The 15,304-nt window shown below is 35.2% G+C and carries 15 protein-coding genes and 1 pseudogene; 2 read left to right on the top strand and 14 right to left on the bottom strand.

What is annotated here, in order from left to right; genetic code table 11:
• From P9687_RS07355 to P9687_RS07415, 13 genes and pseudogenes are all read right to left on the bottom strand, one after another.
• Window positions 1–184: pseudogene (locus tag P9687_RS07355) on the bottom strand (IS5/IS1182 family transposase); the annotation flags it as partial.
• 145 nt (window positions 185–329) lie between these two features.
• Complete coding sequence (locus P9687_RS07360) at window positions 330–1,340, bottom strand: glycosyl hydrolase (RefSeq protein ID WP_328228692.1); 1,011 nt, start codon at window positions 1,338–1,340, stop codon at window positions 330–332.
• Window positions 1,315–2,598, bottom strand: a complete 1,284-nt coding sequence (locus tag P9687_RS07365) for an O-antigen ligase family protein (RefSeq protein WP_328228693.1) — start codon at window positions 2,596–2,598, stop codon at window positions 1,315–1,317. The genes P9687_RS07360 and P9687_RS07365 overlap by 26 nt, the downstream gene beginning before the upstream one ends.
• A gap of 158 nt (window positions 2,599–2,756) precedes the next feature.
• Window positions 2,757–3,296 (bottom strand): acyltransferase, encoded by a 540-nt coding sequence (locus P9687_RS07370; protein ID WP_328228694.1) that lies wholly within the window; start codon window positions 3,294–3,296, stop codon window positions 2,757–2,759.
• Between the two features lie 65 nt (window positions 3,297–3,361).
• Window positions 3,362–4,738, bottom strand: a complete 1,377-nt coding sequence (locus P9687_RS07375) for a sugar phosphate nucleotidyltransferase (protein ID WP_328228695.1) — start codon at window positions 4,736–4,738, stop codon at window positions 3,362–3,364.
• Window positions 4,739–4,779: 41 nt separating this feature from the next.
• Complete coding sequence (locus tag P9687_RS07380; protein WP_328228696.1) at window positions 4,780–5,973, bottom strand: glycosyltransferase family 4 protein; 1,194 nt, start codon at window positions 5,971–5,973, stop codon at window positions 4,780–4,782.
• A gap of 9 nt (window positions 5,974–5,982) precedes the next feature.
• Window positions 5,983–6,741 (bottom strand): WecB/TagA/CpsF family glycosyltransferase, encoded by a 759-nt coding sequence (locus tag P9687_RS07385; protein ID WP_328228697.1) that lies wholly within the window; start codon window positions 6,739–6,741, stop codon window positions 5,983–5,985.
• Window positions 6,742–7,477: 736 nt separating this feature from the next.
• Complete coding sequence (locus tag P9687_RS07390) at window positions 7,478–8,440, bottom strand: glycosyltransferase family 2 protein (RefSeq protein WP_328228699.1); 963 nt, start codon at window positions 8,438–8,440, stop codon at window positions 7,478–7,480.
• Window positions 8,441–8,515: 75 nt separating this feature from the next.
• On the bottom strand, window positions 8,516–9,214 hold the full coding sequence (locus tag P9687_RS07395; RefSeq protein ID WP_328228701.1) for a sugar transferase: 699 nt from the start codon (window positions 9,212–9,214) through the stop codon (window positions 8,516–8,518).
• A 12-nt stretch (window positions 9,215–9,226) separates the two neighbouring features.
• Window positions 9,227–10,123, bottom strand: a complete 897-nt coding sequence (gene galU / locus P9687_RS07400; RefSeq protein ID WP_328228702.1) for a UTP--glucose-1-phosphate uridylyltransferase GalU — start codon at window positions 10,121–10,123, stop codon at window positions 9,227–9,229.
• Between the two features lie 334 nt (window positions 10,124–10,457).
• Window positions 10,458–11,222 carry a tyrosine-protein phosphatase gene (locus tag P9687_RS07405; protein WP_328228703.1) on the bottom strand — a complete coding sequence of 255 codons (765 nt, stop codon included), beginning with the start codon at window positions 11,220–11,222 and terminating at the stop codon, window positions 10,458–10,460.
• Window positions 11,223–11,347: 125 nt separating this feature from the next.
• Window positions 11,348–12,043: a CpsD/CapB family tyrosine-protein kinase gene (locus P9687_RS07410; protein ID WP_328228704.1), complete on the bottom strand. Its 696-nt coding sequence runs from the start codon at window positions 12,041–12,043 to the stop codon at window positions 11,348–11,350.
• Window positions 12,033–12,770: a YveK family protein gene (locus P9687_RS07415; protein WP_179234169.1), complete on the bottom strand. Its 738-nt coding sequence runs from the start codon at window positions 12,768–12,770 to the stop codon at window positions 12,033–12,035. Before P9687_RS07415 ends, P9687_RS07410 begins: the two co-directional genes overlap by 11 nt.
• Before the next feature lie 293 nt (window positions 12,771–13,063).
• Here P9687_RS07415 and P9687_RS07420 point away from each other — a divergent pair, with 293 nt between their 5' ends.
• Window positions 13,064–13,876 (top strand): hypothetical protein, encoded by an 813-nt coding sequence (locus tag P9687_RS07420; protein WP_017550936.1) that lies wholly within the window; start codon window positions 13,064–13,066, stop codon window positions 13,874–13,876.
• Between the two features lie 7 nt (window positions 13,877–13,883).
• Here the strand turns inward: P9687_RS07420 and P9687_RS07425 are convergent, their stop codons facing one another.
• A complete protein-coding gene (locus P9687_RS07425; RefSeq protein ID WP_211062476.1) occupies window positions 13,884–14,477 on the bottom strand; it encodes a sigma-70 family RNA polymerase sigma factor in 594 nt (197 codons plus the stop codon).
• A 289-nt stretch (window positions 14,478–14,766) separates the two neighbouring features.
• On the opposite strand from P9687_RS07425, the gene P9687_RS07430 reads away from it, so the two are divergent.
• Complete coding sequence (locus P9687_RS07430; protein WP_014096247.1) at window positions 14,767–15,243, top strand: competence protein ComK; 477 nt, start codon at window positions 14,767–14,769, stop codon at window positions 15,241–15,243.
• Window positions 15,244–15,304: the final 61 nt, after the last annotated feature.

Raw genomic sequence — 15,304 nt, forward strand, 5'->3', positions numbered from 1 at the left:
TGACAGAATAAGCCTTTTCGCCTTTGAATTTTTTCTTGAAGGACTTGGCATACTTTTCTTCAGCCTTCCACCAAGGGATTAATTCAGCAAGACGGACCCAGCGATTTTCTTTATTTAATTTTCCACCGAATGGTAGAAAAAAATCTTCTACAAAAGTTAATTGATGTTCGGTCTTTTTGTACATCGTAACGGCCTCCAAGTGCAAGGTTTTTTACACGTTTCCTATAAAATCCTTACACTTTATATTCGACAAAAGTGGCCAAAATCCTTGTCAAATCTGGAATTTTTGTTTATTCAGCAAGCCCTAATTAACTTAATAACTTTTCCTTTCATTTTAATTTAGGCAATCTTTCCAAAGTGATTACATAGGAATTGTTATATACATACTTTAAGTACTCTAATTTATTATAACTCCCATCTTTTAAAAAGTCATCTCTCCACTCCATAAACCAACTCCATGAGGCATTGGTTTTATTCACCAGAAGAGGATCTGGAATTGTGCCAGTTTCCGTTAACGCTACCGGTTTATTAAATTCACTCAATTGCTTATACTTTGAGAGCACGGGATCAGTATCCATCGGTTTAGTATAATAATCATAACCTATGATATCCACATATTTATCACCTGGGTACCATTGTTTTGAAGTTGAGCTCCACACCCAAATAATATTATTTAACTTGTGATAATGTGTAAGTCGATTATATAGTAGTATGTATAATTTTTTAGCATATTTTGGGCCTTTTGCCCCCCACCAAAACCATTTCCCTTCAGCCTCATGTAGTGGACGAAACAGTATAGGCACATTAGCTTTTTGAAGCCTTTTTAATTGAACAGCAATTAAATCAATATCTTTAATAATCATTTTATAATCATTCGATTTTGGATGATCTAGTGCATATTCGACATTAAAGTCTGTATATCTAGTATAAAATCCATTGGACCAATTTTCGTTATATTTCATATTTGGAGCAACCCAATGCCAACAAAATGTAACAATTCCATTTTTGTTGTGCCATTGAATAGCCTGCTCTACCTGATATGATTTACCACCATGTGCTAATTTAGATGCAGAGGAATAATCATAAAAATCAAAACCAACAATAGCAGGATAATTTCCAGTCATCTGTTTAATCCACTCGGCATTTGAAAGATCTTGTTGTCCAGATATAATGCTTCTCCCTTGTTGATTTTTAATATAATTATATAATCTCTCAGTTTCTTTTGATGCATTTTGGTTGCTTAACTCAAATGCCGAATGTGTACAATTTGTTAATAATATAAGAACTACCAAGAACAAAAAAAATATAAAATAACTAGACCAAAACTTTGTCTTTTTCATTTCCTTGATTTTCCTCTAACTTTAATTTTTGTTTTTTGTATTCAAATCTTGAAATACTTAATAAGGAACAAAAATAAAGTATTGTTAAAGCTTCATAGACTACATGCCCACCGTAAAAGGCGTGGAAAATACCAATTGTTAAGCCTACAAATATGCTCAAACTATAAAAACTAAATTTCGATTTAAATAAATTAAAGATCGAGTTAAAATATTTTTTTGCTATAACTATCACAAACAATACTAAAACCCAAATACCAGAATAATAGTATATCCCATAAAAATCCATTTCTATCGCCTGAAAATCTGGTTTGAAAGCATGGATTACTTCATTTGAAAGTGAATATCCTAATCCAAATGTAAAAACTGGATTAATATTACTAAGACCATTTATATATCTTTGTAAAGCTAAAACTTGCAAGTCTCTGTTTGATAGAATAAAACTATAAATATTAACATAACCAAATTGATTATAAATAGCTTCTTGTGTATTTACAAAAGACTTTATATAGCCAAGCGATAAATATACTAAGCAAATAATTCCCAAGGCTAAGAAAAAAGTAATAGCCATTTTTAAATATGTTGTCTTAGTTTTTATAAATAAATAAATTAATTGTACCAATGAAATTACTACAGCCCCAGCTAATCCAGATTTTGTACCTAAAAATGACAGAGACAAAAATATTAAACAGAAATTTAAAATATATCTAGAATTTTTTGTTTCCCGATACAACAATAAACATATTGGTAAAATTATAAGTAAGGTTGCTGTAACTGTATTTTGAACTGTGAATAATCCTTTTACTCCGGATCTTAAACTATTCTCACCCCAAGAATTGAATCCAAATCCAAATTTACTTAAAATAACGCTGGCACATATAATATAACTCGAATTAACAATTAAAGTTAAAAGCTTTATAGGAGTAATAATCTTTTCTTCGAGCATTCCCTCAATTCCATATACTGTAATTACAAAAAATAGTAGTTTTGTAATATAAGAGATATCACCAAATAAATTTAAGTTTCCTTGATATGCAAAAGTAATTTCCCCCAATGTTAACAAAGAAAAAAGTATAATGATAACAACATAACTTTTCTTTTTTACAAATCTTAATAGATATATCATAAATAAAAATCTTACAAACTGATTGATTGGAAGATTAATTTTTAAAATTATACTATCTAAAGAGTAAATAATATCTAATAGAGGATAAATTAAAACCATAAAATTAAAAAGCTTTGTACCATTTTCTGTCTTCACCCAATACCTCACCTCTCAGGTATTTTACTACACACTTCTAATATGTTAAATAACTTATTCCCAATTGGTAAGATAAGGAGTAATACTGTTATTCTCCTTCCATATTCTTTAACCAAGCTATTATATCTTAGATTCTTTATACTTAGTATCTTATCCAATCATTTGGAATATTTATTTTTTTTTATTACTTTAGCGGGAACACCTGCAGCCATAACATTTTCAGGAATATCTTTAGTTACTATACTTCCTGAAGCTATAACAGAGTTTTTCCCAATAGTAACTCCTGGCAGTACTATGCATCTAATACCTATCCAGACATTATCACAGATAATAATTTCCTTACCTGAAATATCATCACCAACATCGACTAAATGATAGTTATTATCCATAATACTTGTATATTGACCAATCTTTACATTATTTCCAATTCTTATTGACTTTCTACAGCCTATATCTACTCCATAATTTAGAAATACATTATCACCAATAAGCAACTTGGATGTTGGTTCCTCAGTTGTCATCATAACTGGAACAGGTTTGCCGTAAGCACAAAATCTATTTCCTATCACTATTTTCCCTTTATTCTTTAATTTACAATACCCATGAAATCTTGGCAATTTGCCACACTTCTGTATAAAAAGATTGCATTTTATTTTTCCTTTAAGAATGGCTAATGCGTTTTCGAATAATTTTTCCAATTTCTTTTACCTCATAAAATTCTAATTTGAATAGTCACTTTATACTTACCTTAACTTCCGTTAATCTATTCAGGGACATTCATATAACAATTAGCTTCAATTTCATCCCAATCGGAAATCAGTCTTATAATATCTTCTTCAAATAACTCAGTACCTGTTTGAATCTCAATGATTTCCAAATTTTTGATTGCTTTTATTGAGTGCTTTACTTCCATATCAATTTGTATTACATCACCAGCTTTCACAATTCGCAGACTATCATTTAGAGCAATAAGCCCCTCTCCATTTACAATCATCCATGTTTTATTACGAGCTAAATGATACAGGTAACTTAAATTTTTTCCTTTTTTAATACCTAATCTATTTGTCAGTACTTCTTGATCACTATATTTTGTATAATCTAAAATACGATACCAACCCCAGAGACGTTCTTCATACATTGGTCTAGCATTAAAATTATTAATTAATTCTTTAACTTTTGGGCTTTTACTTTTATCTGAAACGAGAACACCATCGGGACTGACAGCAACTACTGCGTTAGAAATACCCAAAATCGTTACTGGAATATCAAGTTCATTTATTAAGTGAGTATTTGCGCAATCTTCACTTATAACACCTTTTCCAATTTGATTTGTACCCATCTCTTCTGTTAAAGTATTCCAAGTCCCTAAATCCTTCCAGTCACCTTGATAAGATAAAGCTACAATATTTTTTGTTTTTTCCACAACTTCATAATCAAAACTGATTTTCGGTAATTTATTATAATCTTTTAAAAGTACATTGTAATCGGTAGGATAGTGATTATCATTTAATATTTTAATAAGATAACCTAGTTTAAATGCAAATACTCCACAATTCCAAAGCGCACCTTGGCTTATTAATTTGTTTGCCACTTCCTCATTAGGTTTTTCAATGAACCGAGAAACATTAATAGTATTATTTCCATTTAAACCATTACTTGGAACAATATAGCCGTATTTTTCTGAAGGATAAGTTGGACAAACGCCCAATAATGCAATATCTGCTAATTCATTCTGAATAATTTCTTCTAATTCCTTAACTCTATAAAAAAATTCTATCTCTACATAAGGATCAACTGGTAATACCGCAATAACCTCATTTAAATCAATATCTTTTTTTGAATATAAGTAGGCTGCTGCTAAAGAAATTGCTGGGAATGTATCTCTTCGTGATGGCTCAACAATTAATTCAACGTTATTATTTAATTGACTTTTAATCATATCAACTTGTGATTTACTAGTCGCAATCAAGGTAGACTCTTGTAATCCACTAATTTTTAACTGTTGCCATACTCGTTGTACCATAGATTGAAGTTTTTTATCTTTGTCCTCCAATACTTTTAAAAATTGTTTAGATCGCGACTCATTTGACAAAGGCCATAAACGTTTACCAGATCCACCAGACAATAATATTAATTTCAATTCAAAATCTCCTCTTTGTATTTTTTTAAAAACATTTAAAGTTACAACAGAATTATATTATCTATTCTCTTGGTTAAATAATTCAAAGAATAATGCTTTTCAAAAGTAGCTAATGCTTTACTTTTTATATTATTTAATATTGAATCATCATCGTATATCTTATTAAGATGATCGATAAATTCTTTTGAATTATCAGCTATTAATATATTTACTCCATTTTTTGTTTTTATTCCTTCGGCTCCTATACTTGTAGATAAAACTGGAATCCCCTTGCTAAATGCTTCAATAATTTTCACTCTTAAACCACTTCCGATAAAGATTGGAACAATATTCACGTGACAACTCTCTATATAATCATTTACATCTTCAACATACCCAACTATATGAATATTATCATTTCTATTCCATCTTTTTATTGTAGTAGGTGGATTTCCTCCTACTACAAACAACTCAAATTTGTTCTCGTCTAATTTAGTAAAAACTTCTTTTATAAACCATTCAATTCCTTGAGAATTTGGATACCATGACATTGTACCTACAAATAACAGTCTTAATTTTTCGCATTGTTTTCTCTCTACTGACTTTTTCACGTAATTCTTTTCTATACAAATTGGTAGAACGTCAATTTTCTTTTTATTATTTATCAGTTTACTTAATTCTTGTTTATCCTGCTCACTGAGTGAAATAATATGATTTGCTTCTATTAGAGATTTTTTTTCAAAATTCACTAGTTTTTTGTATTCTAGAAATTCAATATATTTTTTTATTGTATTTTTTTCAGCTTCATAACGTCTCTTCATTATGAGTGATTCAACATTATGTTCATCCAAAATTACAGGACTACGAAATAACTTATGATAAACCATCATAGGTAAATGATCAACATATATCAAATCATAAGAGTTCTTCTTTTGATATTCTATTAATTTATACGCCATATTTTTGGAATAAAATTTATTTATTACATAAGGATTCCTACTAAAAAAACTTTTTAAGTAATCTTTTATTAATTGTTTTTTTGATGATTTAGCAATTAAAATTTTCTCAACAACTTCAACTTGGTTACAAATCTGTTCAATTTGTTTAATGTAATTATTATCCTTCTTATTATTTATAAAAGTCAATACATCAACCATATTTTTATTAGATAATGCTTTTAATAGATAGTAGGTTTTTATCTTCCCACCATTATCTAATGGAAAAGGTAAGAGAGTTGTCAAAAATAATATTCTCATGTTTCCTCCCTATTTTCTCTTTCTAGTTGAAACCTCATAAAGAAAAAGATTAAAAAATTGAAAACCATCAACAAAGTAGCGCTTAGCTAATCTTTTTGGTTCTAAGCAAAACCGCCATAACCATTCTAGTCCTGACTTTTGCATCCATTTAGGTGCCCTTTTTTTGGTTCCTGCAACAAAATCAAATGAAGCACCAATAGCAAGCGAAACAGGAACATTAAAGTCACCCATATATTTATATATCCATTTTTCCTGCTTAGGTGCACCTAACCCAACAAACAACAAATCTGGTTCAGCTTTATTGATCATGTTTATTATTTTTCTATTTTCAGATTCACTTTTTTCAAAACCAAAGGGGGGAGAATAAATTCCGACTATATTTATATTTGGATATTTCTTTTTTAAAACTAAAGCAGCTTTATGTGCTACTCCTTCTTCCCCACCCAAGAAAAATAACTTCATATTTTTGTGAGAGGCTTTTTCACAAATTAATGGGAACAAATCTGATCCAGATACCTTTTCTTTCAATGGCTGTTTTAACAACTTAGACGCCCATATTAAAGGCATACCGTCTGCAAGTACTAAGGATGCATTTTCATAAATACGTTGAAACTCCTTATCTTTTCTTAACTTTACAAGATGATCCACATTTGGAGTAACTACATATCTCTTTATTTCTCTTTTTTCAGCAAATAATAATATTTGATTGCAGGCCTCATCTAATGTCAGATTATCTATACTAATATTAAACATTACTATCTGTTCCATTTTAAACCCCTTGAGAATTTCCAATTTATTATATTGAGTCGAAATTCTTTATATTGTTTATTGAATTGTATGGTTCATCAGTATTCTTTTTAGATTTTCTTTAGTAAACTTAAGTAGGGTTTGCTAAACGAATTCCATTCTGAGTTTGTACCCATTTGTCAGCAAGCTCTGTTTCAAACTATGGAAGATCTGCCAAAATGTATGATTCTGTCTTCTCTATACGTTGAATCAGCTTTTGAGTGCAAGCTTTTCACTAGACTTTTTAAAGACCCCTTGCAATTAAATTTTGGTTAAAGATGTCACCACTTGCCAAATCAAGGAATTTTGCTTATTCAGTAAGCCCTAAGTAATAATAGTTTCGACTGAGTTCCAAATTCAAAGTGTTTATGATCAATTATCGAGTATATCGAGTTTTACATTTAGTAAATAGTATTCCCATAAAAATTACACCTTTATAGTCTTGGTTTCAAATCTTAGACTTCTAAATTTAAAAATACCATACTTATAATTAAAAAGTTGATATATTATACCACCATGTACGATCTTTGGGTTTTAAGCAGAAACATAGAATCTATCAATTTAAATTATTATATTGTCCATATTTTTCCAGACCCAACGTCCTAGTTAATATGGTAATGTCAATTAATACCTTACAACACAGTTAACAAAAATGTATTTTCTAATATTTTTAATGAATCCCAAATAAATTCCAAATAAAAAAGTATTGACCTATCACTTAATTTTTAACTCTGCTTAGATACTCTTCTGGAATAATAAATTTACCAGTTTTTTTACTTAAACAGCAGAGTAACAATCTTGCTAAATACCTAATTCCGAGCTTCCTATTATGCATCCATTCTTTTTTTATTACTATTTCTAAATATTTTTTTAAAATAACAGATAGTACCTTTAATGATGCTAATATTTTTACAGTCCCTTTTAAACTTGAATCTATCCACAAATAACGATTTCTAATTCCATAACAAACCTTCCAAAAGTTTCCAACATCATTACTATTATTAGTAGCATTATCCTTATGGTAAATTATAGCGTTACTTACTAAATAACTTTTCATATTCCGACTTATTCTATAAGTATATTCTGTATCATCAAGCCAAATAAAAAAGTCCGCTCTAGGTGAACCAACCTGTTGAATTGCCTTCTTTGATATTAGAGGACCGACAAATGCATTTGCATCAATCTCTATTGAATCTAATGTTTTAATCTTGTCTATTTCTACAGGAGTATCTTGAGTAAGAAATTTATTTAAATATTTATGATGGTAGTTTTGAATTTCCTTAGAATATTTATTTATAATTACAGGGGCTATAAAACCTAAGGTATCTTTTGTATCTTGTTTGAAATTGATTAAACTTTCTAGACAATTTTCTTGAGGTTCAGCATCATCATCCATAATCCAAACCCAGTCATAGTTTTGTTTAAACGCAATATCAACACCCTTACTAAATCCACCAGCTCCGCCAATATTACTTTCCAAATTAAAAGCTTGGATTACTCCCCACTTTTTTTGGGCTTCTTTAAGAAATTCATATGTTCCATCTGTACTATTATTATTAATTATTAGTATTTTATCTACGGGATAAGTTTGCATTAATAACGATTCAATACACTCTTTTAGCATTGATAACCTATTATAGGTCACAATTACTGCACATACACTATCCACTAAATGTTTCATTCCTTTAAAATCAAAATTTTTTCTATAAAAAATATTAGTTAAGTTAAATACTAAATCTATCTAGATTTTTATATCTTAAAATGCACTATTAGGTCTTATTATTATTTTAACCGTTTTAATAATTATTTTGACATCATACCAAATTGATCTCTCTTTAATATATTTTAAATCTAATTCTACCATTTCATTAAAATCTAAATCATTTCTTCCACTTACTTGCCACAATCCTGTACATCCTGGCACTACCAATAACCTTTGTTTATCATAATTAGTGTATTCTTTTACTTCCCTCGGCAACGGTGGCCTTGGCCCAACTAAACTCATTTCACCTTTTAACACATTCCAAAGTTGGGGGAGTTCGTCAATACTCGTTTTTCGGATAAACTTGCCAATTTTTGTAACCCGTGGGTCCTCTTTTAACTTAAACATGGCGCCGTCAATTTCGTTGTACTTCAAAAGATCTTTTAATCGTTCCTCAGCATCTGACACCATAGAGCGGAACTTGAACATATAAAACTCTTTTCCATTCTTTCCAACCCGAATTTGCTTGAAGAATACTGTCCCTTTAGGGTCTTCAATTTTTATAAGAACAGCAACAATTAAAAATAACCATGATAAAAAAATGAGCCCCATACTTGCACCAATTATATCTATCCCACGTTTTATCATTGTATAGGTTTTTTTCTCTTCAAATTCAATCTTTTTTGTTGTCTCTATTTTCTGGGTAGCAGAGGACCTTACAACTGAACTGGAAGCATAACTGGTGTCAGCCACTTCAAATACCCCCTATTTCGTTTCCAATACGCTTGTATTTGTTTTTTCAATAATTCCTTTCATTATTTCTAATAAGTCCTGGCTGATTGTCTCGTCTTGCAAAGCCATTTCAATCTGGGATTGAATAAAGCCAAGCTTCTCACCTACATCATACCGCTTACCCTCAAACTGGTAAGCAAATACTCTTTGAATCTGGTTCAGTTGCTGGATGGCATCTGTTAATTGGATCTCACCGCCGGCCCCTTTTTCTTGTTTGTCCAGGAACATAAAGATTTCTGGTGTCAGTAAATAGCGTCCGATGATGGCCAGATTGGATGGTGCAGTGCCTTGTTTTGGCTTTTCGACAAATTTGTCAACTTGATATCGGCGGCCTTCTTTGGAAGCGGGTGCGATAATGCCATACCGATGTGTTTCTTCTTCCGGGACTTGCTGGACGCCGATAACGGAAGAACGGGTTTCTTCGTACTGATCAATGAGTTGTTTTAAGCATGGCGGATCGTTTTGGACGATGTCGTCACCCAAAAGGACCGCAAATGGTTCGTCGCCGATAAAGTTGCGAGCGCACCAAACGGCATGCCCCAAGCCGAGCGGTTCTTTCTGTCGGATATAGTGGATATTGGCTAAGTTGGATGAGTAGCGGACTTTATCTAAGAGGTCGAATTTTCCTTTTTCAGCAAGGTTTTGTTCAAGTTCCCAGGCGTTGTCGAAATGGTCTTCGATCGCACGCTTCCCTTTTCCGGTTACAATGATGATGTCTTCGATGCCGGATTCAACGGCTTCTTCGACTATGTATTGGATCGTAGGCTTGTCCACAATTGGCAACATTTCTTTCGGCATCGCTTTTGTTGCAGGCAAAAACCGTGTTCCGAGGCCTGCAGCCGGGATAATTGCCTTTCTCACTTTTTTCACGTAAATTCCTCCTTATTCTAATTGATTTTTAAGATTTGCGCAGTACGATAAAAACAATCGATGTTTGTTCTTCCAGCATTCGGGTATAAAAATAAATGATCGGGCATCTAACCCGCCCTCACACCACACTCTTGACGACAGGCGTCTAAGGTGCACACACACCCACAGCATGGCCGAGTGCCTCGCACGATAACGGATGAGAGACATACCCGAAATAGCTGTTCCAAAATCAAGCAACATTGGATAAAACTGTTTGCCAAAAACAGCGGAGCAGCCCCATAGTTCCATTCATATACCTTGATGCTTCTCCTAAAATGCTAAAAAAGAAGGACAATTAAAACAAACCAAACAATTTCTTTTGTCTTACTGGCTGCGGAATTTCTCTGTAAATGGATTGGCCGCCTGCAAGCAGTTCGGCGTTTTCTGTAAAGAAGTAGAGCATATCCGTGCCGTATTTCTTTTCAATTTCGTCCGCTGCTTCATCCATTTTAAAAGCACGCGTTTTTACATTATGGGCGTCTGATGCAAGAAAATGGGTGAGATTCGCTTCTATCAGCTGTTCAGTGAATTTTTTTATCTTTTTCCCGAAAGCGCCCGTTAAGCTTGCGGCTGTAATTTGTGTTGCCACACCATTATTCACCATTTCATACAACCGATCCGGATGCTGAATCAGCTCCGCGTTCCGCTCCGGATGAACAATAATTGGCATTAAGCCCTTCACTTGTATCTCATATAAAAGCGTTTCTGCGTAGCGCGGCACATGTCCCGATGGAAACTCGATAAACAGGTAAGAAGTGCCGGCCAACGTCTGAATTTCACCTTTTTCATAGTCTTCCAAAATTTCGCCATAAATCCGGTTTTCCTGCCCTGGCAGAATCTCCAGATCAATTCGTTCTTCCTTCAATTTTTCATTCAATTCATTGACTTTTTGAACGATTTCTGTTTTGCGGTTTTCGTATTTCCCGTTCATATGATGAGGGGTGGCAATAATCTGCTTGATCCCCTGGGAGACGGCTTGTTTTGCCATATCAAGGCTGTCGTATATCGTTTGCGCACCGTCGTCAATTCCCGGCAAAATATGGCAATGAATATCCATCATCCCGTACCCCTCCAAACATGTGAAAAAATGAAATTCCGTTTCAATGAAAACCAAACTCTATACAAAATTATAGTGCATTCTTACCATTTTTCAATAGTGATTGGAAAATTTTCACGCAAATGTTGTCAATCTTTTCCGTAATAATAATAGTAATGCGTATTTTGGGTTTTCTTGTTGTTTAAGACGACTCCAAGCAGATTGGCATTTGCAGATTCCAGCAAGTCTTTCGATTTTTTGGCGGCATCTACTTCTGTTCTCCCGCTTGAGACGACAAGAATCGTGCCGTCACACTGATTGGTTAATAATTGCGCATCGGTAACAGCCAAAACCGGCGGCGTATCGAGTAAAATGATATCGTATTGTTCTTTTGCTTCTTTTAAAAATTCCTTCATTGCCTTTGAGCTTAACAGTTCTGCCGGGTTAGGCGGAATCGGGCCACTTGTCAAGATATGCAAATGGTCCACATCGGTGTTGGTCGCCGTTTCCTCGAGCGTGCCCTGTTTTGTCAGTACGGTTGTTAAACCGAATGTATTCGTCATCCCGAACGTATAATGGACCGTCGGGCGACGCAAATCGGCGTCAACAAGGAGGACCCTTTTCCCTTGTTGGGCAAAGACAACTGCGAGGTTGCCGACAATCGTCGATTTTCCTTCTCCCGGCCCGCTTGAAGTGACCATCAAAAGCTGCAGGTCATTGTCGACAGAAGAAAAACTGATGTTCGTACGGATCGTCCGAAATTGTTCGGAAATCGGTGACGTTGGATTTAGCTTTGAGATTAATTTTCTTCTTGTGTTCAACAGCTTTGTTTTTTTAGGCGCCAACCGTCTCAACCTTTCTTTTTGTTTTTTTTCCTGCGCGGTTCAAACCATTCAGTTCCTGATCGTCAATCTGCCCAATCACGCCAAGGACAGGCAATTCCAAAATTTGTTCAATATCCTGTTCATCTTTAATCGTGTTGTCGAGGTATTCAAGCAGAAAGGCAACCCCAACACCCACCATCAGGCCGACAACAAGTGCAATCGCAATATTCAGGAATGGTTTCGGGCTGACAGGTCCCGCAGGCACTTGTGCTTTTGAAATAACAGTCACATTATCGACTTTCATAATGTTTTTGACTTCTTTTTTGAACACTTCCCCGATTTTATTGGCAATTTTGGTTGCCGTATACGGGTTTGTATCTTTTACTGTCAAGGTAAAGACTTGTGAATTTTGCTCTGTGCTGACTTCAATTTTGTCGTTCAGTTCGTCCGTTGTCATGTTGAGTTTCAGTTCGTCAATCACTTTATCCAGGATCGATGGGCTCTTAATAATCACATTATATGTATTGACCAGCTGAACGTTTGTTTGTACGGCATTGGTGGTATACATCGATTGGTCATCGCTTGCTTTATTGACAAGGATTTGTGTCGAAGATTCATAGACAGGCGTCACCACAAAATAGGTCACAATGGCCGTCAAAATCATCGCCCCCAGTGTAATCAGTGCGATCATGGAAAGGCGTTTGCGCAGCACCTGCATCAATTCTTTTAAACTAATTGTGTCTTCCATAAGTTCCTCCCCTAAAATTTGCAGCACAAATGCGAAATAGATAGAAAACTATCATACATTATATCATAGATCATCCCGAAATTTGCGGGAAACTGAAATAAATTTAAACAATTTGATACACTTTGTATTAAACCACAATATTTTGCAGAAAGAAACCGGTTAGATAATCTTCCTGTATTTACCTTTGGCGGATTTTCTTTCAATTTTGGTTGTGTAATTTGTCTTTTTTTGTCATAATTTTTTATAGGTTTGCACGGGCGTTTCATAAGTGATGATGAGCGGAGGTATGATGTATGAAAATATTCACGGCGATTTTGTCGGCTGTTGTCGTCATTGCCGTATTGGTAGTTGGGCATCTGTACTGGGGGTATAAAACGGATCCAAGCCGGTTCAAGCCGGATTCTGTAGCAGTAAAAGCGGAAAAGACAAAGGCAGAACCGACCACGGGGAAAAAGCGCGACGTAAACAAAACGGGCCAGCCGGAGACTTCTCTAGTGGCTTACACGAAAAACTGGCCGAAAAAAGCCCGCGCGGATTTTGAAAACGCACTTTCCAAGAAGCGAGCCTACAAAATTGCGATTGTCGGTTCGGACGCGATGGGTGCGAATACGCATGGCTGGGGGCCACAGTTGAAGCAGGCGTTGAATGATACGTACGGCAGCCATGTGTCGGTTTCCCTTTTTTCCTATCATTTAAATTCCGATGAGTTTATCCGTGAAGGCAAGTATAAAGACGTCGCCCATTTCAAACCGGATCTCATTTTGTTTGAGCCGTTTATTTTAATCAACAACGGGGCTGTGGCAATGGACAATCAGCTTGATGATATCAAAACGGCCGCTGCTGCCTGGGATGATGCCGTGCTGATGATTCAGCCGTCATACCCGCTCTATAAGGCAGCGAATTATCCGGCGCAGGTGAAAGAGCTAGCGTCGTACGCAAAAAAAGAAGGTTACACATACCTGGATCATTGGAAAAACTGGCCAGACCCGGACAGTGACGCATTCAAATCGTATGTCACCTTTCAAAATGGCGAACAAACCGCCCCAAGCAACAAAGGCACAAAAGCATGGTATGACTACTTGCGCAAGTTTTTCATCGCAGAGTGAGGAAGCATCAACGCTTCCTCTCTTTTTGCTCCATACTCTTTCTGATTTTCTCGAGGGCTTGTCTCCGCCATTTTTTTACCGCCTCGACGGACTTGCCTTCGCGAAATGCGATTTCGCCTTGTTTCAATTGTTCATAAAAAGCAGCGACTACCCATTTTTTCTCTTTTTCCGTAAGACCTTCGCAATATGACAGCAATGTTTCAAGTTCAAGCGGGGGACGGAGCGACTCGTCCACTTTCACATTCCAAAATTCCTCTTTCGGAAATGCAAACATTTTTTCCTCCCGCCGCCTTTTCGTGAGTTCGGTCAGCATTTTCCCACGGATCGTGTTGTACGCATAGCTCGTGAATGACCCTTTGTCGTCCTGCCTGTTCTGATACGCTTCCCACAGCGCAATCATACCGATCTGCTCGAACTCATCGATGTTTTTGTAAATGCGGAGTTTGCGGATCATATGAAAAATCATCGGCCGGTATTGCCTGAGCATTTCTTCAAAATTTTCCACTTTGCTTCCCCTTTTGGAAAGCGCGCTTTCCTTGAATTCCCGGGTTGATTGTAAAATAACAGGTTCAAAGGAAGAGGGCGAACCGGCGATCGTCATTTTTTCGTTTCCAAAACATCCTGTTTTCCGCGGGAAAATTTGATATTTTTTAAGGGAAAACGTGAAATTTTGGCCAAGATTTACATGGATTAAAAATAATAACAAAATTGTAAATTCATGCTTTATTTTTTAGAAATTTATAGTATAATAGGACTATAAAAATCAATGATATCCCTCTTCTTTTGGGGAAGGATACTTTGATGGCAGCAAGACATGGCACCCCTGGCAATTCTGCCCCTGAAAGTGAAGCGGGAGGGAAAGCACAAATTAACATGAGGGGGTATTTTTTGTGACAGAAAAAATTGACTACCTAATCAGGAAAGAAACGATGGCGCTGGATACCGCATTTGATCCGGAATATCAAACAGTCATTTATGATCAGGACGGCGTTTTTCGCTCACGGAAGAGCAAGCTTGAATTATTACGGGACGCTTGCATCCATTACCGGATGTGCGATTTTGAAGGCGTTCTCAAGGGAACAAAACAAATTTTTAACTTTAATAAGGCACCGATTGTGGTGGGGGATGGTTTGATTGCAACACCGACAAAATCCCCGAGATCGTATGACTGCCAGTTCATTTTCCTGGCAAACATAATAGACTTTGATGCCACGGCGGACGGCCTTTATGTTACTTTTTCCAATCAGCAGCAGCTGAAACTGAACTGCTCCGTGCATACATTTCAGAAACAATTCAGCCGCACGATTATTTGTGCCAGCTATTACCATGGCCTCGGCAAATACATACCATGGAAGAAAATGATCTAGGGGCTGTTTTCAGGTGCTTTGAGAACGGGCGTGCAATCGTTGAAATTGGGCGTTACGCCGA

This window comes from Weizmannia sp. CD-2023 (genome assembly GCF_036225245.1).
GTDB lineage: Bacteria > Bacillota > Bacilli > Bacillales > Bacillaceae_C > Weizmannia > Weizmannia faecalis.